Below are 25390 nucleotides of genomic sequence, written 5' to 3' on the forward strand. Positions count from 1 at the left end.
GCCATGTCCACTCTCACGGAATATCTCGCCCAGAAGCGCGACGCCCTGCTGCGCCGCAAGGCCCATGCCCGCTCGGGGGACGCCCGCCCCCTGCGACTTCAGGCGCAAGCCCATGCCGAGGGGCGCAGCGGCGTCCGGCGCATCCGCATCCGCGATTTCCAGGTGATCAGCGACAGTCCGCCGGATTTCGCCGGTTACGATCTCGGGCCGAGCTCGCCCGAACTGCTGCTCGGCGCGCTGTCGAGCTGCCTGACTCATACCTACCTGATCCAGGCCGCCGACCAGCAGATCGCTCTGGAGGATGTCTGGGTCGAGGTTCACGGCCAGCTCGACCCGCGCGCCGGAACGCCCGGCCACGAGACCACACCGATCTATCCGCACGAGCTGTCCTACACCGTCAGGCTCACGACGGACGTGACCGAACTCGACGCCCTGAATGCGGCCGTCGAGCGCTTCTGCCCGATCCTGAACCTGCTCCGGCAGGGCGTGACGGTGCGCGGCACCGTCGAGCGCGTCCCGGCCAGCCGCGCGGCAGCCTGACCCCTCCCCGAACGACCATGCAGCCGCGTGCAGAGCGGCAAGGAGCGACCATGACCCAGCAGACGACCTTCCTCTCCCGCCGCACCTTGTTGCGCGGAGCCGCGGCGCTCGCCGCCGCGCCGCTGGCCGGCCTTGCCGGGCACCATGCCTTCGCCCAGGCCACGCCGCTGAAGCAGCGCCAGACGATCAAGCTCGCCTGGGGGCAGACGGCGGTGTGCCAGTCGCCGATCTCGGTCGCGCTGAAGCAGGGCCTGTTCGAGAAGTACAATCTCGCGGTGGAGCCGGTGAATTTCAGCGGCCCGACCGACGCCCTGCTGCAGGCAATCGCGACCGGCCATGCCGATGGCGGCATCGGCATGGCGCTGCGCTGGCTGAAGCCGCTGGAGCAGGGCTTCGATGTCGGCCTCACCGTCGGCACCCATGGCGGCTGCATGCGGCTGCTGGTGCCTGAGGCCGCCAATATCCGCAGCCTGAAGGACCTCAAGGGCAAGTCGGTCGCGGTCACCGATCCGGCGAGCCCGGTGCGGAATTTCTTCGCCATCCGTCTCGCGGAGGTCGGGCTCGACCCCGAAAAGGATGTGAGCTGGGTGCAGTATCCGCAGGACCTGTTCGGCGAAGCTCTGAAGAAGGGCGAGGTCCAGGCGCTCGCGGGCGACGATCCGCATCTCTACCTGATCCGCGAGCGCGACAAGCTCGTCGAGCTCGCCACCAATCTCGAAGGCCAGTACGCGAAATCGACCTGCTGCGTGCTCGGCCTGCGCGGCGCCCTGATCCGCGACCAGCCCGAGGTGGCCGGCGCGATCTCGCGCGCCATCGTCGAAGCGCAGGCCTGGACGGCGGCCAATCCCGACAAGACGGCCGAGATCTTCGCGCCCTTCGTTCCGGCCAAGGTCACGCCCGAGACCGTGGCCGCGATCCTGCGCAGCCACACCCATGACCATCATTCCACCGGCGCGGCGCTGCGCGAGGATGTCGCGCTGTTCACCGAGCAGCTCAAGCTCGTCAACGTGATCCGCAAGAACACCGACGCCAAGGCCTTCGCGCAAAAGATCGTGCCCCATGTCCCCGTTTGAACAGACCGGCTCCGCATCGGCCTTCGACCAGCCGCGCCTGCAGGTCGACGGCTCGGTCCTGGCACGCGGCGCATTCGCCACGGCGGCCTGGACCGCAGTGGCGGCCTCCGTCACGCTGCTCGCCAACAAGAAGGTCGGCTTTGCCGACCCGCTCTATGTCGGCGAGACCAATGCCGGTTTCATCGGCTGGGCCGTGCTGCTGGCGCTGGCGACCGCCGTTGGGGCGCTCTGGCCGCCGCTCGGCCGGCGCCTCGGCCGCGCCGCGCCTTGGCTCGTCGTGCTCGCGCTCTTCGTCGGTGTCTGGGACCTACTGACGGCCAAGCTCGGCCTGCTGCCGGTGCCCTTCTTCGCCCCGCCCTCCGCGCTGGTCGAGGTCTATGCGGAGGACTGGCCTCGGCTCGGCGAGAGCGTGCTGCATTCGCTGCGCCTGCTGGCGCTGGGCTTCCTGTTCGGCACGATCTCCGGCTTCGTCACCGGCGTCGCGATCGGCTGGTCGCGCGGGCTCGGCTACTGGGTGCATCCGGTGCTGCGCTTCCTCGGGCCGATCCCTTCGACCGCGCTCCTGCCGATGGCGTTCTTCTTCTTCCCGTCGAGCTTCTCGGCGGCGATCTTCCTGATCGCGCTCGCCACCTGGTTCCCTGTTACGGTGCTGACCTGGTCCGGCGTCGCCAGCGTCGACAAGGCCTATTACGACGTCGCCCGGACTCTCGGCGCCGGCCGCGCCTTCCTGATCTTCAAGGTCGCGATTCCCGCCGCCCTGCCGCATGTCTTCGTCGGCCTGTTCATGGGGCTCGGCGCCTCGTTCTCGGTGCTCGTCGCGGCCGAGATGATGGGGGTCAAATCCGGCCTCGGCTACTATCTGCAATGGGCGCAGGGCTGGGCGGCCTATTCCAACATGTACGGCGCGCTGATCGTGATGGCGCTGATCTTCTCAGGGCTGATCACGCTGCTCTTCTCGGCACGCGACCGGTTGCTCGGCTGGCAGAAGGATGTGGTGAAATGGTAGCCGCACAGCTCGCTGTCTCGCCCTCGACCGGCATTCCCGCGTCCAACGGCGCCGAACTCTCGATCGCCGGCGTCTCGCATGAATTCGATCTCGAAGGCCGCCCACTGCCGGTGCTCGACGATATCGATCTCGAGATCCGGGCCGGCGAATTCGTCGCCCTGCTCGGGCCGAGCGGCTGCGGCAAGTCGACCTTGCTGAGGCTGGTCGCCGGGCTCGAACAGCCCTCGCGGGGCCGGATCGCGGCGGCAGGGGAGGAGATCACCACGCCCGATCCCTCCCGCGTCGTCGTCTTCCAGGACCCGACGCTCTATCACTGGCGCACGGTCTGGAAGAACGTCGCGCTCGGGCTGGAGGCGCGCGGCCTGCTCGCCAGCCAGAAGGGCCGCGTCGACGACGCCCTGAAGACGGTCGGCCTCGCCGGTTTCGAACGCGCCTTCCCGCGCCAGCTGTCCGGCGGCATGGCCCAGCGCGCCGCGCTGGCCCGTGCCCTCGTCAACGATCCCAGCGTGCTCATCCTCGACGAGCCGCTCGGCAAGCTCGACTCGCTGACGCGGATTGCCATGCAGACCGAGATCGCCGAGCTCTGGCGCCAGCGCGGTTTCACCACCCTGCTCGTCACCCATGATGTCGAGGAGGCGCTGTTCCTGGCCCAGCGCGTCATCGTGCTGAGCGAGCGCCCGGCCCGGATCAAGGCCGAGATCGTCAACGACCTGCCCTATCCGCGCCATCGCGGCGATCCACGCCTGGCGGAATTGCGTGGGCAGGCGCTCGCCCATCTCGGGCTCGACGCGAGCTGGTAAGCCCGCATCTCCCCTTCCCCATCGCAGGATCCTATCGATGTTTCGACGTCTCGGGCTGACGCTCGCCTTTGCCCTGGCCACATCGCAGGCCTTTGCCCATGCCCATCTCAAGACCGCATCGCCCGCCGAGGGCGCAACCGTCGCCGCGCCGAAGGAGATCACTCTCGGCTTCACCGAGGAGCTTGAGGTCAAGCTGAGCAGCATCACCGTCAAGGATGCGCGTGGCGGGGTCGTCAGCGCGGCACCGGCGGAGGCCGTGCCGGGCGACCGCAAGGCGCTGAAGGTCCGGCTCAAGCCGGTCTCGCCCGGAGCCTACAGCGTCGAATGGGCTGCGACCTCGGTCGACACCCACCGCGTCACCGGGCAGTATCGGTTCACCGTCAGGCCTTGATGTGGACGCTCTGATCGGGGCGGCACTGCCGGCGGCCCGCTGGCTCCACCTCGCCGCCCTGCTGTCCGGCCTCGGCATCGAGGCCTTTCGCCTGCTGTCGCAAGGCCCGCTCGCCACCACGCCGGGCGGCCGGCAACTGCTGCATCGACTGTCCTCCTGCAGCCGGCTCTCGCTCATCCTGGCGCTCGCGGGCGGGGCGGTCTGGTTCTGGCTGCAAGGCAGCGCCATGCTGGGCCGCCCCCTCGACAACCTCGCGAGCGTTGCCGCCATCGCGGAGACACGCTTCGGCGAAGTGCTGCTGGCGCGCGCCGGCCTGCTCGTCCTTGCAGGCTTGCTCCTGCGTGGCGAAGGCGTTGCCCGAACGGGTGCGCTGCTTCTCATGACCATCGCGGCCCTGCTGCAGGGCCTGCTCGGGCATGGTGCCGCCACCGGCTTCTGGACAACAGCGGCTCTGGGGCTTCACGTCCTGGCAGCCGGCCTGTGGCTCGGCGCATTGCCTCCCCTTCTGGCGGTATGCTGGCTCCTGCCGGCCCAGGCGCCCCTGCTCGCCCGCCGTTTCACGCCGCTCGGCCTGGCCTGCGTCGCCGTTCTCGCAGCCACATCCGTCCTTCAGCTGCAGGAGCTGGTCGGCACCTTGCCGGGGCTCATGGGCACCGCATACGGCCAGCTTGCGATCGTCAAGATCGCCCTGTTCGGCGGCCTCCTGCTGCTGGCTGCTGCCAACCGCTTTCGCTTCGTACCCGCGGCGGCAACCTCAGGCTCGACGCGTGCCCTCACCCTGTCGATCGCCACCGAAACCGGATTCGGGCTGGCCATCGTGGCCGTTGCGGCGGCACTGGCCAACGAGCCACCTGCGATCCACGAACAGCCGACCTGGCCTTTCGCCCTCAGGCCGGTGCCCGCCTTCTGGGACGATGCCTATCTGCGCGATGGGCTTTTCCGCCTGCTGACTCCTGTGGCGATTGCCCTTGCGCTTTTCTCCACCGCCCTATCGCTTCGCGAACTGCGCTGGCCAGCCCTTCTCGCCGGGGCCATCGCGTTGGCCTTCGTCCAGATTCCGCCATGGCGCCCCTATGTCGTCGCCGCGGTTCCAACGAGCTTCCAACTGTCTCCGACCGGCTATGCAGCGCGCTCCATCGCGACGGGCCGGGACCTGTTCCAGCGCGATTGCGCGAGCTGCCATGGCGCGGATACGCGCGGGCGCGGCCCCGTCGCGGTCACGCAATCCGTCTGGCCGCCAGACCTCTCCGCGCCGCTGATCGCCGGGCGCCCCGGCGGCGAGCTGTTCTGGTCGATCCGTCATGGCAGCGGCCCGATGCCGCCGAGCGCGCAACTGGGCGATGCCGCGATCTGGTCGCTGATCGACTTCATCCGCCTGCGCGCCGGAGCCCGCATCTTCTCGCCCCCGGAGATGCGCTGGTCCGGAGCGGTGCGCATGCCGGGCTTCGTCGCCCGCTGCGCTGACGGCACCCTCGTCACGCCCGGCAGCGGAGCGCCATTGCGTGTATGGATCGAACGCGACGCGCGTGGGGCCGGCGCGCGGGTGCAGGTCGACGCCGCGGCCGAGTCCTGCCCCGTCGAGGATCCCGAGCCATTGGCGGCAGCCCTTGCCGAAGTCACCGCCAGCACGACGGCGCCGGCGCTGGTTCTCGTCGATGCGAATGGTTGGCTACGGCGCGCGTTCAAGGCGGACGACAGCGCCGCGTTGGATATGGTCGCGTCCGAGTTCGCCGAGATTCGTCGACGCCCGCTGGATGGAGCCAGTCTCCATCACTGATGGCCGCTCCTGGCGCCGAGTGCCAAGGCCATCTCCGGGGACAATCGACACAGATCGTTCTCTTGCCGATCCGCGCAACGGGCTCGCCGCAAAATCGGATCACCCGGCGACACAAAAACAATCTTGACTGTTTGTAAATTGTGTCTCAGCCTCGGATTTCCTTCCGATGGCTTGGATCGATGCCAGAGAGTTCGACGTGAGCGGCAACAGGCGATCACAGAAAGAACGCAGCGCCGAGACTTCAACGCGGTTGCTGACGGCGACGATCGACCTTCTTCACGATCGTGGCCTTGCCCGCACCTCGACACCGGAAATCGCACGTCGAGCGGGGGTTTCGCGCGGCGCGTTGACACATCACTTCCCCAGCCGCGAGGCGATCATCAGCGCCTCCGTCGCCGATCTGCTCAGCAGGACCGCGCGTGACCTGCATCGCTTCGCCGAAGAGTTCATCGCGCGCGGCGGCTCGAGCGACGAGATCGTCGACTACATCTGGCGGATGATGGACGACCGCCTTTTCTACGTCACGATGGAATTCCTGCCGGAGGCGCGCCACAACGACGATTTCCGGGCGCAGCTCATCCCGACCGTTCGCGAATTCCATGCCGGTCTGGACGCGATCTGGACGGCGCTCGCCGTCCGCGCCGGAACCGACCCCGACCATACGCGCACGGTGATGAACGCCACGATGTGCCTCGTGCGCGGCATGATCAGCCAGACGGTGCTGCGGCCGAACGATCCGACCTACTATGACGGCATGCTTCAGTTCTGGAAGGGCCAGGTACGCCAGCAATTTCCGATCAAGCCCGTCATGGCCGGGAAACACAGGGCGGCGTCTTGAACGCAGCGCTGACGATCGCGGGGCTGAAGCTCTCCTTCTACGGCGTACACGTGCTGCGCGGCGTTGATTTCGCCGTTCCCGAAGGGTCGTTCACCGGGCTCATCGGCCCGAACGGGGCAAGTGCCTGCCTTCCTCGCTGCTCGCGCCGCCGCCGGCGCGGCCTGATCCCGCTCCGTCGTCTCCAGCCTCTTCGCCCGAAGGAACCGCCCCGTGGCCGCAACCCTCTTCACCAATGCCCGCATCGTCGATGGCACGGCGCCCGAGCCGGCTGAGCCGGTCAGCGTCCTCGTCGAGGGCGGAACGATCCGCGAGGTCGGCAAGGCGGTGACATCCGCCAAGGCGAGGACCGTCGATCTCAAGGGCCGCACCCTGATGCCGGGGCTGATCGACGCCCATGTCCATGTCGTCGCCGGCGTCGCCGATCTCGGCGCCAATGCGCGCCTGCCGGACTCGCTCGTGACCGCGCGCTCTTTCGTGATCATGCGCGAGATGCTGCTGCGCGGCTTCACCACGGTGCGCGATGTCGGCGGCGCCGATTTCGGCCTGAAGCAGGCGACGGAAGAAGGACACTTCCCGACGCCGCGCCTCGTCATCTCCGGCAAGGCGCTGAGCCAGACCGGCGGCCATGCCGATTTCCGTGGCCGCTACGACGACCGCCCGAGCGTGATCGAGCGCCATCGCCTGGGCGCGCTCGGGCGCATCTGCGACGGCGTCCCCGATGTTCGCCGTGCGGCGCGCGAGGAGCTGAAGGGCGGCGCCGACTTCATCAAGATCATGGCCAATGGCGGCTGCGCCTCGCCCACCGACCCGATCCATTTCCTCGGCTATTCGGTCAGTGAGCTCGAAGCCATCGTCGAAGAAGCCCGGATGGCAGGAACCTATGTTTCCGCCCATGTCTATACCGACGAGGCGATCCGCCGCTGCGTCGAGGCCGGCGTGCATTCGCTGGAGCATTGCAACCTGATCCAGCCCGAGACGGCCAAGCTCGCGGCCACGAAGGGAGCCGTCGCGGTGCCGACGCTGGTGACCTATGACAAGCTGGTCTCGGACGGGCCGAAGCTCGGCTTCCCGCCGGATTCGGTCGCGAAGGTCGACGTCGTGCGCTCGGCCGGCATGGACTCGCTGCGCATCATGCAGAAGGCGGGGCTGCCCATGGCCTATGGCAGCGACCTGCTCGGCGAGATGCATCGCTACCAGTCGGAGGAGTTCGTCATTCGCGGCCGGGCCTTGCCGGCGCAGGAGGTGATCGCCTCCGCGACCTTCATCGCGGCCAGGCTTCTGAAGCTCGAAGGCAAGATCGGGACGGTGGCGCCCGGCGCCCATGCCGACCTCGTCGTCGTCGATGGCGATCCGCTGCAGGATCTGTCGCTCCTCACGCGGCAGGGGCGACACATGCCGCTGATCATGAAGGGCGGCGATTTCATCAAGCGGACGAGCCTGAACTGAGCGGGGTCGTGGCCGGCTTCTCCCGGGAGACCGGCCGTCGACACGCGCTTGAGGGCATGCGCACTATTTCAGAATACCGGCCGCATCGCTCGGCCGGCCGGCGTGACGGGAGGCGGATATGACGGCGCTGCATTTCAAGAACTTCGCCCTGCTCGAACCGGAATTCGGCGAGCTGCGGCGCGGCTACGAGCTCCTCGTCGAGGGCGACACGATCCGCGAACTGTCGGAAAAGCCGCTGAAGGCTGCGAAGGCCGACGTGATCGATTGCGGCGGGCGCACATTGATGCCCGGCCTCATCGACAGCCACGTCCATGTCTTTCTCTCCGAGATCTATATCCGCAGCATGGAAAGCATGCCGCTGACGCTGATGACGGCGCGTGCCGTCCGGCTGATGAAGGGCATGCTCGACCGCGGCTTTACCACCGTGCGCGACACCGGCGGCGCCGATTGGGGCATCAAGGAAGCGGTCGAGAAAGGCGATGTCGCCGGTCCGCGGCTCTTCATCGCCGGCGCGGCGATCGGCCCGACCGGCGGCCACAGCGACCCGCGCCGGCGCACCGATTTCGGCGGGCGCTGCCATTGCTGCAACGCCATGGCCTATACGATGAACGTGTCGGACGGCGTGTCGTCCGTGCGCAAATCGGCCCGCGAGCAGATGCGGCTCGGTGCCGACCACATCAAGATCATGATGTCGGGTGGTGTCGCCAGCCCCTATGACCCGCTGGATTCGATGCAGTTCAGCGTCGATGAGGTGAAGGCCGCGGTCGAGGAGGCGAAGGCCTTCGGCCGCTATGTCTGTGCCCATGCCTATACGCCGGAGGCGATCACCCGGGCGGCGGAATGCGGCGTGCGCGCGATCGAGCACGGCAATCTGATCGACGACGCTTCGGCCAAGCTGATGGCGCAGAACGGCATGTTCCTGACCGCCAACCTCGTCGCCTATTACGCGATGAAGGAGCGCGCCGCCGAATTCGGCATGACCGGCGACATGCTGGCCAAGAACGACCTCGTCATCGACGGAGGCCTGCGCTCGCTGGAGATCTGCAAGCGCGCCGGCGTGCCGGTCGCCTTCGGCTCGGACCTGCTCGGTCAGCTCCAGGTCGAACAGTCCCGCGAGTTCCTGCTGCGGCGGGAAGTGCTCTCGCCGATCGAGATCATCCGCTCGGCGACGACGGTCGGTGCCCAAATCCTGCGCATGGAGGGCAAGCTCGGCACGTTGAAGGCCGGCGCCTATGCCGATCTCATCCTTGTCGACGGCGATCCGCTCAAGGATCTCGGCCTGTTTCAGGAGCAGGGGAAGCATCTGGCCGCGATCATCAAGGGCGGAGTCTTCCACAAGAACACGCTGCACTGAACGACGCCTGCTTGCCTCCCTCTTGGTCACGACATGGATAAGAAACCGGCTTGACTGTTTGTAACTTGTTGCCCAGCTTCGCGGCCTTAGAGATGGATCAGGGGTACTGTCAGTGGTGAAGGCGATCGGGCGGCGCGACGGCGGCCGGCACTGCGGAACCGCCCGATGACGGGGAGCGGCTCGCTGAAATGGGGCCGCTATGCGCTCAACGGCGCGGCCGCGCTCGCGCTCGGCTTCATCCTGCTGCCGCTGATCTTCGTCACCTGGCTCGCCTTCTTCAGGCAGGAGATCCCCTCCTTTCCGCCGGAGGGCTATTCGCTGCAGTGGTTCACGGCAGCGGCGAACAACAAACCCTTCATCGACGGCTTCATCCTCAGCCTCCAGGTCGCGGTCGCTTCGACGCTGATCGGGCTCGCGCTCGGCGTGCCGGCGAGCCTCGCCCTCGTTCGCCATCGCATTCCGTTCGGGCCGGGCGTCTCGACCTTGTTGCTGCTGCCGCTGGTGATGCCGGGCATCGTGCTGGGCACCGCGACCTATGTCTTCCAGATCGAGGTCGAGATCGCGACTGAGATTCCGGTCATGGGCTCGCTCGGCGGCCTGATCGCGGCGCATACGCTCGTCGTCGTCCCCTGGGTGGTCCGGCTGGTGACGGCGAGCCTCGCAGGCTTCGATCGCTCGATCGAGGAGGCGGCGCAGAATCTGGGCGCGGGACCGTTCACGACCTTCTGGCGCGTGACGCTGCCGAGCATCCGGCCAGGCCTCGTCGCCGCCGCGCTGTTCGGCTTCGTCACCTCCTTCGGCAACCTCGAGATGAGCCTGTTCCTGGTCGGGCCGGGCCGCACGACGCTGCCGATCGCGATCCTGCAATATCTCGAATGGAAGATCGATCCGACCGTGGCGGCCGCCTCGCTGATCCAGATCGTCCTGATCGGCACGGCGATGCTCGTGACCGACCGCTATGTCAAACTGAGCCGGGTGGTGTGAACGGATGGCAGATCTTCTGTAATGGCACGCCTCTCGATCTCGCATCTCAAGAAGCGCTATGGCGAGCTGACGGTCGTCGACAATGTCGACATCGCGGTCGCCGACGGCGAATTCCTCGTCCTGCTCGGACCGTCCGGCTGCGGCAAGACCACGACCTTGCGCATGGTCGCGGGCTTCATCCCGCCGAGCGCCGGGCAGATCACCATCGGCGAGCGCGACGTCACGAATCTTCCGCCCTGGAAGCGGCATTGCGGCCTCGTCTTCCAGAGCTACGCGCTCTTTCCGCATATGAGCGTGGCGCAGAACGTCGCCTTCGGGCTGGAGATGCACAAGGTACCGGCTGCCGAACGCGGCCCGCGCGTCGCGGAGGCGTTGCGGCTGGTTCAGCTCGGCGGCTTCGACGAGCGCTATCCGCGCCAGCTGTCCGGCGGCCAGCAGCAGCGCGTGGCGCTGGCGCGCGCGCTCGCCATGGAGCCGCAGGTGCTGCTGCTCGACGAGCCGCTCTCCAATCTCGATGCGAAGCTGCGGCTGGAAGTGCGCGTCGAGATCCGCGAATTGCAGCGCAAGCTCGGCCTCACCACGATCATGGTGACGCATGACCAGGAGGAGGCGCTGACCATGGCCGATCGCCTCGTGGTGATGGACCGCGGCAAAGTCCGCCAGATCGGCACGCAGCGCGAGCTCTACGAGAAGCCGGCCGACCGCTTCGTCGCAGGCTTCATCGGCCGCAGCGCCTTTCTCGACGGCGAGGTGACGGCGCCTGGCCGCTTCCGCACGGCAGGCGGGCGCGAGATCGCCTGCGCCGCCGCGGGGGCAAGCGGCCCGGCCACGCTGGCGCTGCGGCCCGAGCGCATTGCGATCGGCAGCGGGGCGGACGGGTTGCCCAACCGCTTCGCGACGCAGATCGTGCATGCCTCCTATCTCGGCGCGCAGCTCGACGTGCAGGTCGCGCTCGACGGGCAGGAGCGCATGCTGCTGCAGATTCCGAACCGACCGGGCCTGTCCGAGCCGCGACCGGGCGACACGATCACGATAGGCTGGGCCGAAGATGCCGGGCTCGTTTATCCGCGCGAGGCATGAGCTTCGTTCGGGGTTCAAAAAGAAGGGGATAGGACCATGACCGCATTCGACAGGCGCGAACTTCTGAAGGGCGCGGGCGTTGTCGCGCTCGCCGCCGCGGCCGGCACGCCCGCTCTGGCGCAATCGGGCGGACGCGTCGTCGTCGGCACCTGGGGCGGCGACTATGCCCGGCTGCTGACCAAGAACATCGAGGACCCGATCCTCAAGGCCAAGGGCATCGAGGTGATCCAGGACCAGGCCGGCGACGCGCCGCGCCGGGCCAAGATGGTCGCGGAGAAGCGCCTGCCGCGCGGCACGGTCGACATCCAGGGCTTCTCGGCCGCGAACATGTTCGAGATGAGCGAGGCCGGGGTCACCGAGGCACTCGACTATTCCAAGCTGCCGAACGCGAAGAACCTGCTGCCCTCGATGAAATATCCCTACGGCATCGGGCAGATCTATTCCGGCAACGTCGTCATCTACAATCCCAAGCTGATTTCTCCGGCCCCGACCGGCTTCAAGGACTGGCTCGACCCGAAATGGGGTTCGAAGATCGGCTTCATCGACATCCAGTACCAGTCGATCTTCATCGCGGCCTCGCTGGCCGCGACCGGCGGCAAGGATATGAACGACCTCGACAAGGCCAAGGAGGTCCTGATGGCCGTGAAGAAGGCCGGCGGGCGCGTCTATCCGACCAACGAGGCCTTCGCCCAGGCGATGAAGAACGAGGAGGTCGGCATCAGCGCGATCTGGAAGGCGCGCGTGGTGCAGTGGCAGAATGCCGGCATCCCCTGCGAGGCGGTTTCGCCGGTCGAGGGTATCCCGATCTATGTCTCCGGCTTCGTCATCGCCAAGAACGCGCCGAACAAGGAGAACGCCTACGCTTATATGGATGCCATGCTCGCCAAGCCGCCGCAGGAGGCCTTTGCCGTCGACATGGGCTATAACGGCACGGTCTCCGGGCTTGCCGTCGATCCGGCCCTGCAGAAGCGCATCGGCTTTACGCCCGAGGAGGAGAAGCGCCTGCGGGACCTCGACTACGCCTTCCTCGCCAAGAACGATTCCGCGATGAAGGAGTGGTGGGACAAGGTCTTCAAGGCCTGACATGGCTTGTCCGCTCGATCATTGCGGCTGCCTGACTCGGGGGCGAAGCCGATGACTTCCGCCCCCGAAGCCGTCGCCGGTGCCCGCAGGAACCTCGCAGGCCTGCTCGTCCTGCCGGCGACGCTTTTCGTGGCCGTCGCGCTGATCGGCCCGCTCACGATCCTGTTCCGCTATTCGCTCAACAAATTCGTGCCCGGCCAGTTCATGGTCGATGCGCTGGTGATCGAGAACTACGTCAAGTTCTTCACCGACGCCTATTACCTCAATGTGCTGGCCCGCACCGTGCGCGTCGCGGTGATCTGCACGCTCGCCTGCCTGGTGATGGGATTTCCGCTGGCCTATGTGCTGGCCCGCACCCAAAGCCGCTTCAAGAACCTGATGGTCATCGCGGTGGTGCTGCCGCTCTTCGTCGGCAATGCGGTGCGTGCCGCCGGCTGGATGACCGCTTTCGGCAGCCGCGGCGCGCTCAACGCCTCGCTGATGGGAATGGGCCTGATCGACCAGCCGCTCGAGATCATGTTCACCGAGACGGCGGTGCTGATCGGCATCGTGGCGGTCAACCTGCCCTTCATGGTGCTGTCACTGCAGAGCGTGATCGAGGGCATTCCGCGCAATGTCGAGGAAGCGGCGTTCAGCCTCGGCGCAGGTCCCGGCGCGATGTTTCGCCGGGTGCTCTGGCCCCTGGCGTTGCCGGGCGTGCTGGCCGGCACGATCCTGACCTTCATCCTGGCGATGAATGCCTATGCCACGCCGGTCCTGCTCGGCGGCCCGAAATTCCAGATGATGGGCCCGCTGGTCTACGGGCAGTTTGCCCAGCAGAACAATTGGCCGTTCGGCGGCGCGATCTCCTTCATCCTGATGACGGCGACGATCCTGCTGACCGCGCTGGCGCATCTGATCGTCCAGGGCCGTTATCGCGCGAACCGGCCCGCGGAATGAGCCTCCATCCCTGCCGCTATGCAGGATTTGCCACCGGCAAGAAGGCCCCCGCTCTCCGAGATGGCAACGACAGCGGGGCAAGCCATTGCGCCGAATGAGCCGGAGCGGTCGCGGCTCAACCGGCAGGCGCAGCAAGCCAGATCCGCACCGGCCTCCGGTCCGGATCCGAATTCCGGTCGAATCCGGAGGGATAAACGCCCTGCCCTGCTATCGCGGCGGAGGTGCTTCGGCCTTGCGCAGAACCGCTCGATCAGATGGCTCTCTCGGGAGAGCTTCCTCCTGAAGCAGGGCTTCCAGCTTCGATTCCTCTCGGGCGGGATCGGGCGAGCCCTTGTCTTTCAACCATTCGGCAAAGAGCCATTATTTGTAATAATTATAAACTAGACGATAATAATTGACAGTTTTGGCGCATGAGAATCTAACGCCGGCCTCACCTCTTGATCTGCATCGGCAGGAGAAGGCCGCATGACGTCATACTCGTTTCTTGCTCTTCGGGTCGGCGTGCTCGCCATCTCGCTCGCCGCGGCGGCCACGGTGCGCGCCGAGGACGGCATCACGGTTTACAACGCGCAACATGCCAGCCTGACCCAGGCCTGGGCCGACGACTTCACCAAGGAGACCGGCATCAAGGTGACGATCCGCAAGGGGTCGGACACCGAGCTCGCCAACCAGATCGTCCAGGAAGGCGCGTCTTCCCCGGCCGACGTCTTCGTCACCGAGAATTCTCCGGCCATGGTGCTGGTCGAGAAGGCCGGGCTGTTCGAGACCCTGCCCAAGGACGTTCTCGATCAGGTTCCGGCCCAGTTCCGTCCCGCGAGCGGGCGCTGGATGGGTGTCGCGGCGCGCAGCACCGTCTTCGCCTATGACAAGCGCAAGCTGAAGGAGGCCGATCTGCCGAAGTCGATGCTGGACCTCGCCGACCCCAAGTGGAAGGGGCGCTGGGCCGCCTCGCCGTCGGGCGCCGACTTCCAGGCGATCGTCGGCGCGCTCCTCGTCCTCAAGGGGGAGAAGGTCACGGCCGACTGGCTCAAGGCGATGAAGGATAACTCCAGCGCCTATCGCGGCAACAGCGTCGCCATGAAAGCGGTCAATGCCGGCGAGGTCGAAGGCGCGGTGATCTATCACTACTACTACTTCGGCGACCAGGCGAAGACGGCCGAGAACAGCAACAACGTCGCGCTGCACTATTTCCGCGGGCAGGATCCCGGCGCCTTCCTGAGCACCTCGGGCGCAGGCGTGCTCGAATCCAGCAAGCACAAGAAGGAGGCGGAAACCTTCGTGAAGTGGATGAGCGGCAAGCATGGCCAGGCCGTCCTGCGCGAGGGCGACTCGTTCGAATACGCCATCGGCAACGGTGAGGCTTCGAACCCGAAGCTGGAGCCGATCGCCAAGCTCGACGCACCGAAGGTCGAGCCCTCGCAACTCGACAGCAAGAAGGTCACCGAGCTGATGACCGCCGCCGGCCTGCTCTGACCCGGTTGCGTCGGCTCATGGCGCGTGCGAGAGGCCCCGCACGCGCATTTTGCCCATGACCGTTTCACTTTCCATCGCTATGCCGGCCCTGCCGGATTTGCCGCTCAGGCGGCAACGCAATCTCGCGAGCCGGGCCATGCTCCTGCTCGCCGGGGGCGTCTCCCTCTGCGCCCTGCTGCCGCTGGGATTCATCGCCTGGATCGCGATCGAGACGGGTTGGCAGACCGCGTTCTCGCTGATCTGGCGGCCGCGCGTCGGCGAATTGCTCGTCAACACGCTGCTGCTCGAATTGTGCACGCTGCCGCCTGCGATCCTGCTGGCGGTCGCGCTGGCCTGGCTGACCGAGCGCAGCGACATGCCCGGCGCGAAATTCCTCTCCTGGCTTGCGGTCGCGCCGCTCGCCGTGCCCGCTTTCGTCCAGTCCTATGCCTGGGTCAGCCTCTTGCCGCGCTTCCACGGGCTGCCGGCCGCGGTGCTGGTTTCGGTCCTCGCCTATCTGCCTTTCCTCTATCTGCCCGTCGCCGCGCAGATCCGCCGGCTCGACCCCGAGCTCGAACATGTCGCCGCTTCGCTCGGGCAGACTCCTCCGCGCGTGTTCCTGCGGGTGGTCCTGCCGCAGCTGCGGCTTGCGATCTGCGGCGGCAGCCTGCTGGTCGGGCTGCACCTGCTCGCCGAATACGGCCTCTACGCGATGATCCGCTTCGACACCTTCACCACCGCGATCATCGATCAGTTCCAGTCGAGCTATAACGGCCCGGCGGCGAACATGCTCGCCGGCGTGCTGGTGCTGAGCTGCTTCGGGCTCATCGCACTCGAATGGCTGCTGCGGGGCAGCGCACGCTATGCCCGGCTCGGCTCGGGCGCCCCGCGCCCTGCCCCGCGCCAGCGCCTGGGAAACTGGCGGCTGCCGGCGCTTGCACTGCCGCTCGCCTTCGCAGTTCTCAGCCTCGGCGTGCCCGCGCTGACGCTCACGCATTGGCTCCTGGCCTCGGGAGACGATGTCTGGCGGCAGGGTGCGCTGGCCGCGTCCCTGGCGGAAACGCTGGGCTATGCGACTGCCGGCGCCCTGGCCACTGCGGCGGTAGCGTTGCCGATGGCGTGGCTGTCGGTGCGCGCGCCCGGCCGGGCAACCCGTTTCCTGGAAAGCTGCCACAGCTATCTGGGCGCGCTCCCGGGCGTCGTGATCGCGCTCGCTCTCGTCACCGTGACGGTGCGCGTCGCCTTGCCGCTCTACCAGACGGTGGCGACCGTGATCTTCGCCTATGTGCTGATGTTTCTGCCGCGCGCGCTCGTCGGGCTGCGGGCCGGCATCGCGCAGGTCCCGGTCGAGCTGGAACGTGCCGCGGCGGCGCTCGGCCGCAGCCCCGCCCGTGCGCTTCTTGCCGTCACGCTGCCGCTCGCGGCGCCCGGCGTCGCCGCCGCGATGGCGCTTGTCGCGATGGGCGTGGCGACAGAGCTGACCGCGACATTGCTGCTCGCCCCCAACGGCACGCGGACGCTGGCCACCGAGTTCTGGGCGCTCACCAGCGAACTCGACTATGCGAAGGCCGCGCCCTATGCCGTGCTGATGATCCTTCTCTCCTTGCCGATGACCGCGCTGCTGCACGCTCAGGCCCGCAGATCCCTCGGCTCATGACTCAGCTCGTCATCTCGGACGTCGCGAAGCGCTATGGCGCGACAGCGGCGCTGGATCGCGTATCCCTTGCCGTGGAGGCGGGCAGCCGCGTTGCCATCGTCGGGCCGTCCGGCTCGGGCAAGACGACGCTGCTGCGCGTCATCGCCGGCTTCGAAGCTCCCGACTCGGGAACGGTGACGCTCGACGGGCAGGTGTTGGCCGACGGGTTGGCGATCGCCCCCGCGCATCGACGCCGGATCGGCTATGTCGCCCAGGACGGGGCGCTGTTCCCGCATCTCGACGTCGCCGGCAATCTCGGTTTCGGCATCCCGCGAAACGAGCCGGACCGCGCGGCCCGCCTGCGCGAGCTGATGGAGCTCGTCGAGCTCGATGCCACGATGCTGACCCGCAGGCCGCACGAGCTCTCCGGAGGGCAGCAGCAGCGCGTCGCGCTGGCCCGCGCGCTCGCCCGCAAGCCGGCCCTGATGCTGCTCGACGAGCCATTCTCGGCGCTCGATACCGGACTGCGCGAGAGTGTCCGGCAAGCTGTCGCGCGCGTGCTGGCCAAGGCCGGCATCACCACCATTCTGGTCACCCACGATCAGGGCGAGGCGCTGTCCTTCGCCGATCAACTCGCGGTGATGCGGGAGGGGCGACTGGTGCAAACGGGCCGGCCAGCCGAGCTTTACTGGCGCCCTGCCGATGTCGAAACGGCTCTGTTCCTTGGCAATGCCGCCTTGTTCAAGGCCGACATCGCGGAGGGGATCGTCTCCTGCGGGCTGGGCGCGTTCGAGGCCGAGACCGGCCGCCGCCGCGGACATGGCACCATCATGCTCAGGCCGGAGCAGTTCCAACTGTCATCGGTGGGGCCTGGCCTGGAGGCGATCGTCGAGGACGTCGCCTTCCGGGGCGGGCAATATGCGGTGACGCTGCGGACAAAGCATGATGGCGCCGAAGCACGCTTCACGGCCCATGTTTCGAGCACCGAGCAGCCACTGCTCGGCAGCACCGTCTTCGTATCGGTCAAAGGCGGCCCGTTCCTGCTGCCCGACATCGTCGCGTGAAGGTCAGCGTCCGGACAGGAAGCAAACGGCGACGGCAAGCGCCGGGCACTGTCCGCCATTCGCTGCTCCGGAAACTCTGCTAGGGCCCCGCCGGACAAAGCATTTCGGCCAAATCGGCCAGGAGGTCGTCGGGATGCTCCAGCCCGACCGAGAGCCGCACCAGACCGGGAGGACAATCGGACTGCTCCCCTTCGGTGCTGCGCCTGTGTTCGATCAGGCTCTCGGGCGATCCAAGCGAGGTCGAGCGGCGGAAGATCCGCGCCCGGGCACAGAGATCGATCGCCTCTGCCGCGTCGCCGAGTTCGAAGGAGAGCATGCCGCCGAAGCCGTCCCGGAATTGTCGGCAGGCCAGTTCGTGCTGCGGATGCTGCGGCAACCCCGGATAATGCACCTTGCCGACGCGCGGATGCTGGGCAAGCCAGCCGGCGAGCGTCTGCGCGGTTGCCGACACGCGCTCCATCCTCAGCGCCAGGGAGCGCATGCCTCGCAGCAGGAGCCAGGCCTCGAAGGGCGGCAGGATGCTGCCATGCATCTCGCGCGCGGTCAGCATTTCCCGCCACCACGCATCTTCTTCCGCCGCAACAAGCACGCCGGCGACCACATCGCCATGGCCGTTGAGATATTTCGTCGCCGAGTGCAGCACGAGATCGGCGCCCAGCGTCAGCGGCCGGCAGTGGACCGGCGTGGCCGCCGTCGCATCGACCAGCAGACGCGCACCGTGCCGATGAGCGAGCGCCGCCAAGGCGGCGAGATCCGGCACGCGCCAGAGCGGGTTGCTCGGGCATTCGGCCCAAACGAGTCGCGTGACCGCGACACCCATGCTGCGGGCGACGCCCTCCAGATCGCATAGATCGACCCGCACCATGTCCAGGCCGAAGCGTTCGGCGAAGGCCCAGATCATCCGTCCGAACTCGTAGTAGAGGCCTGTGTCGACCAACACCCGGTCGCCGGGCTGCAAGCTCGCCAGCACGGCCTGCGCCGCAGCCGCTCCGGCGCCGAAGGCCGCCGCCGCCGCACCCTTCTCCAACTGGCACAGAATGCTCTCGACGAGCGCGGCACCGCTGTTGCCCGAGCGGGCGTAACCCGCCGCGATCGCGCTGCCCGGCCGGGCATGGGTCACGCCCGGATGGATCGACGGCACCAGCCCGCCAGTTGAGGGATCGGTGACATGATCGAGCTGGGCCAGGATGGTCGCGGCGTGCATGAGAACAACATTCTGAAACGGGCCCGCATTTTAGTAAGCTATTGTCGATTGTCGATCCTCGGTCCGATTGCGACGGCTAAGGATCTGTGCGAGGTTCCGGCGCCGCTTACCGTCCGTCAGAGCTTCTTATGTCTCCCGACCGTCCGAACGACCCCACTCTCGACATCGAGCGCCATGTCGCGGCGATCGAACCGCAATTGATCGCCATCCGCCGCGACATCCATGCCCATCCGGAAATCGGGTTCGAGACCGTCAGGACCGCGGAAATCGTCGCGCAGGAGCTGGAGCGGATCGGGCTCTCGCCGCGACGCGGCGTCGGGCGCACCGGCGTCGTGGCCGAGATCGCAGGCGGCGCTCCGGGCCCCTGCCTGCTGATCCGCGCCGACATGGATGCGCTGCCGATGGAGGAGCTGACGGGGCTGCCCTTCGCCAGCACCATCCCCGGGAAGATGCATGCCTGCGGCCATGACATTCACACCGCCACGCTGCTCGGTGTCGGCTCTGTCCTGCAGGCCATGGCGCCCAAGCTGCGCGGCAGCGTCAGGCTGGTGTTCCAGCCGGCCGAGGAAACGGTGGAGAGCGGCGCCGCCGCGATGGTCGCGGACGGCGCTGCCGATGGTGCCGCCATCGCGCTGGCCTTCCACAACCGGCCCGAGATGCCGGTGGGGCGCTTCGGCTATGTCCGGGGAGCCTCCACGGCATCGAGCGACGAATTCGACGTGATCGTGCGCGGAAAATCGGGCCATGCGGCGCGCCCGCATTCCGCGCTCGATCCGATCGTCGCCGCTTCCGCGATGATCATGCAGCTGCAGACGGCGATTTCGCGCGTCATGGACCCGTCGCGATCTGCGGTGCTCACCGTCGGCCACATCCAGGGCGGCTCGACGCACAACATCATCCCCGACAGCTGTCTGTTCCAGGGCACGGTCCGCTGCCGCTCGCCCGAGAGCCGCGACACGATGGAAGCCAGCTTCCGGCGGATCTGCGACGGCGTCGCCGCGGCGATGGGCGTCACCTGCGAGATCAACTACAAGCGCGGGGCGCCCGCCCTGATCAACGATGACGGCGTCGTCGATGCGGTGATCCGGTCGGTGTCCGAGCAATTCGGCGCCGACAAGGTCGAGCAGCTCGAAGGGCGCTTCGGCGCCGAGGATTTCTCCTATTTCTCGGAGCGCATTCCGTCCTGCCAATTGCTGGTCGGCTCGTCGCAGCCCGGCCGCGACGACCGGGTCCACAATTCCGACTACCAGCCGGACGAGCGCAGCATCGGCCTGGGCGTCGCCGCGCTCGCCCGCACCGCTCTCGACATCCTGTCCTGATCCCGCCCGCATTCGCTACGGCACCGGAGATTCGCCATGACGATCACCCGCTCTGACTTCCTGAAGCTCGGCCTCGGCGCCGCAGCCGGCCTCGCTCTGGGCGCAGCGCCCCGTTCCGCCACGGCCAAGGAATGGAAGCTCATCCGCGTCGCCACCGAAGGCGCGTTTCCTCCCTACAACATGCACGCTCCCGACGGCCGCCTGATCGGCTTCGAGCCCGACCTCCTGCAGGAGCTGTCGACCCGCATGGGCGTCAAGTGCGAGATGATCGCGCAGGCCTGGGACGGCATGATCGCCGGGCTCACCGACGGCAAATACGACGCCATCATGGACGCCGTTTCGATCACGCCGAAGCGCGAGGAGGTCATCGCCTTCTCCCGCCCCTACGCCTCGGCCGGCTCGGGCTTCGCGATCATGAAGGAGGGCAGCATCAAGTCGCTGCCCGGAACGGGCGCGCCACGTGTCCCCTTCACGGATGAGGCCGCCGCCAAGACGGCGATCGACGAACTGGCGAAAGCGCTGACCGGCAAGACCGTCGCGGTACAGGTCGCCACGATCCAGAACGACGTCCTCAACCGCTATTTCAAGGACGTGGTGACCGTCCGCACCTATCCGTCCGGGCCGGATACCTTCCTGGACCTGAAGAGCGGCCGCGTCGATGCGGTGATGGCCTCCCAGATCAACATCCAGGCGAGCGCGAAGAAGTCGAATGGCGAGATGATCCAGTCCGGCTATCTTTTCACGGGCGGCCTTCTGGGCGTCGGATCCGCGGTCGGCCTGCGCAAGGGCGATCCGGAGCTGAAGGAGATGTTCGACAAGGCGCTGAAGTCGACCATCGACGACGGCACGCTCAAGAAGCTGGCGCTGAAGTGGTTCGAGATGGACATCACGCCCGCGAGCTGACGCGGGCGAGCCGAACGGGATGGACGACAGCCTGACATTGCTGGGCTTCGGCCCGGAGGGCTGGGGGCACGCGCTGCTGAACGGCGGGCTGATGACGCTCGCCGTATCGGCCTGCGCCTTCGCGCTCGGGCTCGGCCTGGGCACGCTCTGCGCCTGGGCGCGGATCGCCGGCTCCGCGCCGATCCGGCGCCTCGCGCAGGGCTATGGCGTGGTGATGCGCGGCATTCCCGACCTGCTCGTCATCTACCTGTTCTATTTCGGCGGCCGGCAGATCGCCTCGGTGGTCGCCAAGCAATTCGGGCATGTCGGCCCCGTCGAGATCAGCGGCTTCGCGGCGGGCTGCCTGGCGATCGGCCTGCTCTCCGGCGCCACGCAGGCGGAAGTCCTGCGCGGCGCCTTCCATGCCATCGCGCCCGGAACGCTCGAGGCGGCGCGCGTCACCGGCATGGGCCGCTGGACGATGTTCCGGCGCATCATCGCGCCGCTGGCCCTGCGTACCGCGCTGCCCGGCCTCGGCAACCAATGGCAGTCGGTCATCAAGGAATCCGCGCTGGTCTCGGTCACCGGGCTGGTCGAGACGTTGCGCGCCGTCACGGTGGCGGCGAACTCGACCGAATTGCCCTTCCTGTTCTTCCTCGCCGGCGGCGCGATCTATCTCGCCATCACGACGATCTCCGGGTTCCTCTTCCGCATCGCCGAATGGCGCTCCATGCGGGGGCAGGCCGCGGCGAGAACCGGGAGCTAGCGATGGATCTCGCCTTCATCGCCCAGATCTTTCCCAAGCTGCTCGCCGGCCTGCCGCTGACATTGCTGCTGGCGGTCCTGTCGTTGCTCGGCGGCGGCCTGATCGCGCTCGGGCTGTCGGGCCTGCGCGCCACCTCCTGGCTCGGGGCGCGGGTCGCCGATTTCTACGTCTACATCTTCCGCGGCACGCCGCTGCTGATCCAGATCTTCCTGATCTATTACGGGCTCGCCCAGTTCTCGGCGGTGCGCCACTCGCTGCTCTGGCCGCTGCTGCGCGAGCCTTATGTCTGCGCCGTCCTCGCCCTGATGCTGAACGATGCGGCCTACACTTCGGAAATCCTGCGCGGCGGTCTTCGCGCGGTGCCTTCCGGGGCGATCGAGGCGGCTCGCGTTTCCGGCATGACGCGGCTGACCATGCTGCGCCGGATCGTGCTGCCCCTCGCCTTCCGGCAGGCGCTGCCCGCCTATGGCGCGGAGATCACGAGCATGGTCAAGGCGACCTCGCTCGCCAGCGTCGTGACGCTGATGGAGATCACCGGCATCGCGCGTGCGGAGGTCTCCGAAACCTACCGCGCCATCGAGATCTTCCTGTGCGCGGCAGCGATCTATCTCGTCCTGGTGACGGTGATCGCGCGGGCGGTGGATCTGCTCGAGCAGCATCTCTCCCCCTATCGCCGACCGACCGACGCACGGAGCGTGGCATGACGCCGATCACGGTCAAGCTGACCGACATCCGAAAGAGCTTTGGCGGCCAGGAGGTGCTGCGCGGGATCGATCTCGCCGCCCGGGACGGCGACGTGATCGCCATCATCGGTGCCAGCGGCTCGGGCAAGAGCACGCTGCTGCGCTGCATCCCCCTGCTGGAGATCCCGGACCAGGGCGAGGTCAGCGTCGGCGATGCGCAGATCCGCATCAGGGATGCGGGGCATCGCTTCTCCCGTGCGGAGCGGCAGACCGTCCGCAGGCTGCGCGGCCAGCTCGGCTTCGTCTTCCAGAGCTTCAATCTCTGGCCCCATATGACGGCGCTGCAGAACGTCATGGAGGTGCCGCTCCACGTCCAGGGGCGGCTGCGCGCGGAATGCCGCGAGGAGGCTGAGGCGATGCTCGCCAAGGTCGGGCTCGCCGACAAGTTCGACGCCTGGCCCGCCCATCTCTCCGGCGGCCAGCAGCAGCGCGTCGCGATTGCGCGCGCGCTTGCGATGCGGCCGCGCGCGCTGCTCTTCGACGAGCCGACCTCGGCTCTCGACCCGGAACTGGTCGGCGAGGTGCTGCGCGTCATCCGCGCGCTGGCCGAGGAAGGCCGCACGATGCTGATCGTGACCCATGAGATGACCTTCGCGCGCGAGGTCTCGAACCACGCCATCTATCTCCAGGATGGTCGCGTCGAGGAACAGGGCCCACCCGAGCAGGTTTTTCTCGACCCGCAATCCGAGCGCTGCCGCCGCTTCGTCGGCATGCAACGCGGCGGACAATGAGGACCGCACCGTGCCCCTGACGGACGACCAGCAACCGATCGAACGGCTCAGCCTCGCCGACATGGCGATGCGGCGCCTGCGCGACGAGATCGTCCGCGGCCGCCTGGCCCCCGACGAGGTGCTGACGGAAATCGCGCTGGCAGGGCGGCTCGGCGTCGGGCGCGGGACGGTGCGCACCGCGCTGTTCGCTCTCGAGGCCGACGAGCTGGTGGTCCGGGCGCCCTATTCGAACTGGCGCGTCCCCAGCCTCAACGCCCAGGTGATCTGGGAGATCTATACCTTGCGCGAGGCGATGGAAGGTCTGGCGGCCCGCATTCTCGCCGAGCGCGGCGAGGCGCAGCCCAAAAGCCTGATTGCCGCCGCCTTCGCGCGGCTGGCGCCGGCGGAAACCGGGTCGGTCGATGATCGCGTCGCGGCCGATCTCGGCTTCCACAGGGCGATTGTCGATGCGACGGGCCATCGCCACCTGATCAAGCGCTACAACGCCCTGTCGACGAAGATGGAGTGGCTCTACCGCTGGTCCGAGACGCATTGGCCCGCGCGCTTTCCGCTGGAAGCCGATCATCGCGGGCTGTTCGAGGGCGTGATGCACGGTAGCCCGGATGAGGCCGAGCGTGCCGTGCGTGCGCATATCGCGCCCAGCCTCGCCGCCGATCTGGAGGGGCAGCATGCCCTGGTCGCGGCGAGCGGCGCAGGGGCCGAAGACGAATTCAAGAAGAGCGATCAGGCATGACGGACAAGGTGGTCGTCCTCGACGGCGGCATGGGGCGCGAGCTGAAGCGGATGGGTGCGCCCTTCCGGCAGCCGGAATGGTCGGCGCTGGCGCTGATGGAGGCGCCGGAGACCGTGCTGGCAGCGCACCGCGCCTTCATCGAGGCGGGTGCCGAAGTCATCACCACCAACAGCTATGCGGTGGTGCCGTTCCATATCGGCGAGGAGCGCTTCGCGCAGGACGGCGCGAGGCTTGCCGCCCTGTCGGGCGAATTGGCGCGCCGCGCCGCGGACGAGGAGGCGCAGCGCAGCGGCCGCAAGATCACCGTGGCAGGATCGCTACCGCCGCTGTTCGGCTCCTACCGCCCCGATCTGTTCGATCCCGCGCGGGCCCCGGCCATGCTGGCGGTGCTGGTGGATGCCCTGCTGCCATCCGTCGACCATTTCCTCGCCGAAACACAAAGCTGCATCGCCGAGGCGCTCGCGGCTTGCGCGGCCGTGCGCCCAACCGGCAAGCCGATCTGGGTTTCCTTCACACTGCAGGACGATGGCACTGCCGGAGAGGCCCCCGCCCTCCGTTCGGGCGAAGGCGTCGCCGAGGCCGTCGCGGCGGTCCGCGCTGCCGGCGCCGCCGCCGTGCTGTTCAATTGCAGCCAGCCGGAGGTGATGGGACCGGCCGTCGCGCTCGCACATGACGTTCTTGGAGAGGGTGGAATCCCGATCGGCGTCTACGCCAACGCCTTCCCCGAGAAGACCGGGGAAGCTGCAGCAAATGAGGGGCTGAGCGACCTGCGCGAGGATATCGTGCCGCTTCGCTATCGCGACTTCGGGCGGGACTGGCACCGCCGCGGCGCCCGGATCATCGGCGGGTGCTGCGGCATCGGACCGGATTCCATTTGCGAGCTCCACCGCGCGTTCCGCGCCGATTGAGCTTCCATGCGGTGAGCGGTGTTCCACAGCACGCGCGACGGGAGAAATTCCCCACTGCTGCGCGAATGATGGCTTTCCGACCGAATTCGCGGACAGGGGCTACGGGATCGGCTGCGTGGCGCCCGCGCCGAGCGAGCGCTGCATCATGACGCTGTCGGCCCAGCGACCATAGCGATAGGCGACGCCCGGCAACAGGCCGACCCGGGTGAAGCCGAAGCGCTCGTGCAATGCCAGCGACGTGCTGTTCTCCGCGTCGATATAGCCGATCATCTGGCGGAAGCCGGCGGCGGCGCAGGCGTCGATCAGCGCCTGCATCAGCAGCCGCCCGATGCCGTGCCCGAGATGCTCGTGGTGGACGTAGATCGAGTGCTTCACCGTGAAGCGGTAGGCCGGCCGCTTGCGGAACAGCACGACATAGGCATAGCCCACGACCTCGCCGCCGCGGGTCGCCACCAGATGCGGCAGCTTGCGGTTGCGCAGGTTCTTGCGCCGGTCGCGCAGATCGTCCGGCTGCGGCGTGCCGGTATCCTCGACGCCGGCCTCGATGCCGTGGCGGATATGCCGGCGATAAATCGCCAGCATGGGCTCGACATCGTCGTCGCGCGAGGGGCGGATGATGACGGGGCGGTCGGTTTCCATGC

The 25390-nt window shown here is 67.7% G+C and carries 26 protein-coding genes; 23 read left to right on the forward strand and 3 right to left on the reverse strand.

The annotated features are described in order from the left end of the window. Positions 1-3 precede the first annotated feature (3 nt). The 5 genes from GGC47_RS00450 to copC are packed head-to-tail and all read left to right on the forward strand — an operon-like array spanning position 4 to position 3810. Positions 4-540, forward strand: coding sequence for an OsmC family protein (locus tag GGC47_RS00450; RefSeq protein ID WP_038361988.1), 537 nt, complete (start codon positions 4-6; stop codon positions 538-540). A 50-nt stretch (positions 541-590) separates the two neighbouring features. Beyond that, the gene (locus GGC47_RS00455) at positions 591-1613 is read left to right on the forward strand and encodes an ABC transporter substrate-binding protein (RefSeq protein ID WP_142020471.1); all 1023 of its coding nucleotides are present in this window, start codon (positions 591-593) and stop codon (positions 1611-1613) included. Beyond that, positions 1600-2619, forward strand: coding sequence for an ABC transporter permease (locus tag GGC47_RS00460; RefSeq protein ID WP_038361986.1), 1020 nt, complete (start codon positions 1600-1602; stop codon positions 2617-2619). Before GGC47_RS00455 ends, GGC47_RS00460 begins: the two co-directional genes overlap by 14 nt. Then, entirely contained in the window at positions 2613-3419 is an 807-nt protein-coding gene (locus tag GGC47_RS00465; RefSeq protein WP_429066441.1) for an ABC transporter ATP-binding protein, read from the forward strand. The genes GGC47_RS00460 and GGC47_RS00465 overlap by 7 nt, the downstream gene beginning before the upstream one ends. 37 nt (positions 3420-3456) lie before the next feature. Next, positions 3457-3810 (forward strand): copper homeostasis periplasmic binding protein CopC, encoded by a 354-nt coding sequence (gene copC, locus GGC47_RS00470; RefSeq protein WP_142020470.1) that lies wholly within the window; start codon positions 3457-3459, stop codon positions 3808-3810. On the opposite strand, the gene GGC47_RS00475 is transcribed toward copC, so the two are convergent. Then, the gene (locus tag GGC47_RS00475) at positions 3800-4228 is read right to left on the reverse strand and encodes a hypothetical protein (protein ID WP_429066444.1); all 429 of its coding nucleotides are present in this window, start codon (positions 4226-4228) and stop codon (positions 3800-3802) included. The two genes, copC and GGC47_RS00475, sit on opposite strands and share 11 nt — an antisense overlap. On the opposite strand from GGC47_RS00475, the gene GGC47_RS00480 reads away from it, so the two are divergent. The 11 genes from GGC47_RS00480 to GGC47_RS00530 all read left to right on the forward strand — a co-directional run bounded on the left by GGC47_RS00480 (position 4190) and on the right by GGC47_RS00530 (position 17463). Beyond that, positions 4190-5587: a CopD family protein gene (locus GGC47_RS00480; RefSeq protein ID WP_429066447.1), complete on the forward strand. Its 1398-nt coding sequence runs from the start codon at positions 4190-4192 to the stop codon at positions 5585-5587. The two genes, GGC47_RS00475 and GGC47_RS00480, sit on opposite strands and share 39 nt — an antisense overlap. A gap of 196 nt (positions 5588-5783) precedes the next feature. Continuing rightward, positions 5784-6425 carry a TetR/AcrR family transcriptional regulator gene (locus GGC47_RS00485; RefSeq protein WP_370954301.1) on the forward strand — a complete coding sequence of 214 codons (642 nt, stop codon included), beginning with the start codon at positions 5784-5786 and terminating at the stop codon, positions 6423-6425. Positions 6426-6635: 210 nt separating this feature from the next. Then, the gene (locus tag GGC47_RS00490) at positions 6636-7871 is read left to right on the forward strand and encodes a metal-dependent hydrolase family protein (protein WP_142020468.1); all 1236 of its coding nucleotides are present in this window, start codon (positions 6636-6638) and stop codon (positions 7869-7871) included. 118 nt (positions 7872-7989) lie between these two features. Beyond that, positions 7990-9225, forward strand: coding sequence for a metal-dependent hydrolase family protein (locus tag GGC47_RS00495; protein WP_142020467.1), 1236 nt, complete (start codon positions 7990-7992; stop codon positions 9223-9225). A gap of 165 nt (positions 9226-9390) precedes the next feature. After that, positions 9391-10209 (forward strand): ABC transporter permease, encoded by an 819-nt coding sequence (locus GGC47_RS00500; protein ID WP_142020466.1) that lies wholly within the window; start codon positions 9391-9393, stop codon positions 10207-10209. 21 nt (positions 10210-10230) lie between these two features. Continuing rightward, positions 10231-11289 (forward strand): ABC transporter ATP-binding protein, encoded by a 1059-nt coding sequence (locus GGC47_RS00505; protein WP_142020465.1) that lies wholly within the window; start codon positions 10231-10233, stop codon positions 11287-11289. A gap of 36 nt (positions 11290-11325) precedes the next feature. Next, the gene (locus GGC47_RS00510; protein WP_142020464.1) at positions 11326-12372 is read left to right on the forward strand and encodes an ABC transporter substrate-binding protein; all 1047 of its coding nucleotides are present in this window, start codon (positions 11326-11328) and stop codon (positions 12370-12372) included. A gap of 51 nt (positions 12373-12423) precedes the next feature. Then, entirely contained in the window at positions 12424-13311 is an 888-nt protein-coding gene (locus tag GGC47_RS00515) for an ABC transporter permease (protein ID WP_113253258.1), read from the forward strand. Between the two features lie 465 nt (positions 13312-13776). Next, on the forward strand, positions 13777-14784 hold the full coding sequence (locus tag GGC47_RS00520; RefSeq protein WP_038361967.1) for an iron ABC transporter substrate-binding protein: 1008 nt from the start codon (positions 13777-13779) through the stop codon (positions 14782-14784). Between the two features lie 55 nt (positions 14785-14839). Then, on the forward strand, positions 14840-16420 hold the full coding sequence (locus GGC47_RS00525) for an ABC transporter permease (protein WP_142020463.1): 1581 nt from the start codon (positions 14840-14842) through the stop codon (positions 16418-16420). Then, positions 16417-17463, forward strand: coding sequence for an ABC transporter ATP-binding protein (locus tag GGC47_RS00530; protein WP_429066455.1), 1047 nt, complete (start codon positions 16417-16419; stop codon positions 17461-17463). Before GGC47_RS00525 ends, GGC47_RS00530 begins: the two co-directional genes overlap by 4 nt. 79 nt (positions 17464-17542) lie before the next feature. Here GGC47_RS00530 and GGC47_RS00535 read toward each other — a convergent pair whose 3' ends face one another. Then, on the reverse strand, positions 17543-18667 hold the full coding sequence (locus GGC47_RS00535) for a trans-sulfuration enzyme family protein (protein WP_142020461.1): 1125 nt from the start codon (positions 18665-18667) through the stop codon (positions 17543-17545). A 128-nt stretch (positions 18668-18795) separates the two neighbouring features. Between GGC47_RS00535 and GGC47_RS00540 the strand changes: the two genes are divergently transcribed. The 7 genes from GGC47_RS00540 to GGC47_RS00570 are packed head-to-tail and all read left to right on the forward strand — an operon-like array spanning position 18796 to position 24749. Then, positions 18796-19986: a M20 metallopeptidase family protein gene (locus GGC47_RS00540; protein WP_142020460.1), complete on the forward strand. Its 1191-nt coding sequence runs from the start codon at positions 18796-18798 to the stop codon at positions 19984-19986. A 36-nt stretch (positions 19987-20022) separates the two neighbouring features. Then, on the forward strand, positions 20023-20889 hold the full coding sequence (locus tag GGC47_RS00545) for a transporter substrate-binding domain-containing protein (protein ID WP_038361954.1): 867 nt from the start codon (positions 20023-20025) through the stop codon (positions 20887-20889). 19 nt (positions 20890-20908) lie between these two features. Next, entirely contained in the window at positions 20909-21634 is a 726-nt protein-coding gene (locus GGC47_RS00550) for an ABC transporter permease (protein ID WP_142020459.1), read from the forward strand. 2 nt (positions 21635-21636) lie between these two features. Then, positions 21637-22338: an ABC transporter permease gene (locus GGC47_RS00555; RefSeq protein WP_142020458.1), complete on the forward strand. Its 702-nt coding sequence runs from the start codon at positions 21637-21639 to the stop codon at positions 22336-22338. After that, positions 22335-23108: an ABC transporter ATP-binding protein gene (locus tag GGC47_RS00560; protein WP_142020457.1), complete on the forward strand. Its 774-nt coding sequence runs from the start codon at positions 22335-22337 to the stop codon at positions 23106-23108. The genes GGC47_RS00555 and GGC47_RS00560 overlap by 4 nt, the downstream gene beginning before the upstream one ends. A 10-nt stretch (positions 23109-23118) precedes the next feature. Beyond that, positions 23119-23841: a GntR family transcriptional regulator gene (locus GGC47_RS00565; RefSeq protein ID WP_185747798.1), complete on the forward strand. Its 723-nt coding sequence runs from the start codon at positions 23119-23121 to the stop codon at positions 23839-23841. After that, complete coding sequence (locus GGC47_RS00570; RefSeq protein WP_142020455.1) at positions 23838-24749, forward strand: homocysteine S-methyltransferase family protein; 912 nt, start codon at positions 23838-23840, stop codon at positions 24747-24749. Before GGC47_RS00565 ends, GGC47_RS00570 begins: the two co-directional genes overlap by 4 nt. A 99-nt stretch (positions 24750-24848) precedes the next feature. Here the strand turns inward: GGC47_RS00570 and GGC47_RS00575 are convergent, their stop codons facing one another. Continuing rightward, the gene (locus GGC47_RS00575) at positions 24849-25388 is read right to left on the reverse strand and encodes a GNAT family N-acetyltransferase (protein WP_142020454.1); all 540 of its coding nucleotides are present in this window, start codon (positions 25386-25388) and stop codon (positions 24849-24851) included. Positions 25389-25390: the final 2 nt, after the last annotated feature.

It is taken from the genome of Allobosea sp. OAE752 (assembly GCF_050433265.1).
GTDB classification, from domain to species: Bacteria; Pseudomonadota; Alphaproteobacteria; order Rhizobiales; family Beijerinckiaceae; genus Allobosea; species Allobosea spartocytisi.